The following is a 520-nucleotide window of genomic DNA, read 5'->3' on the forward strand; positions in this document are numbered from 1 at the left end:
TGCTGCCGGATCGCCAACGCCGACGACGCCAACCCATGCACGCGGTTGTCATAACGCCAAAACGACATCCGCAGCTTGTCCAGATCAGTGTCCAACAACGTCACATCCGCACCCATGCCCAACGCGATGTTCGCCGCGTTCTGACCACTCACCCCAGCGCCGATGATGACGACCTTCGCGTTCGCCACACCCCCCACACCGCCCATCAACACACCACGACCACCCTGGGCCTTCATCAACGAATGAGCCCCCACCTGCGGCGCCAGACACCCCGCGACCTCACTCATCGGATACAGCAACGGCAACCCACCCGAGGCCAGCTGCACCGTCTCATAGGCGATCCCGGTCACCCTGCGCGCCACCAACTCCTGCGTCAACGCCCGGTCCGCGGCCAAATGCAGATAGGTGAACAACACCAGACCCTCCCGCATCCGGTGATACTCCTCAGCGATCGGCTCCTTGACCTTCAACACCATCTCCGCGGTGCCCCACACCTCATCAGCCGACTCCACGATCTTCG

At 62.9% G+C, this 520-nt stretch carries 1 protein-coding gene; it reads right to left on the reverse strand.

Features of this window, described 5'->3' with window-relative positions; all coding sequences use genetic code 11:
• A partial coding sequence (locus D9V37_RS05025) for an FAD-dependent oxidoreductase (protein WP_332835740.1) occupies positions 1-520 on the reverse strand: 520 nt, incomplete at both ends.

The sequence above is a fragment of the Nocardioides mangrovicus genome (assembly GCF_003674065.1).
GTDB classification, from domain to species: domain Bacteria; phylum Actinomycetota; class Actinomycetes; order Propionibacteriales; family Nocardioidaceae; genus Marmoricola; species Marmoricola mangrovicus.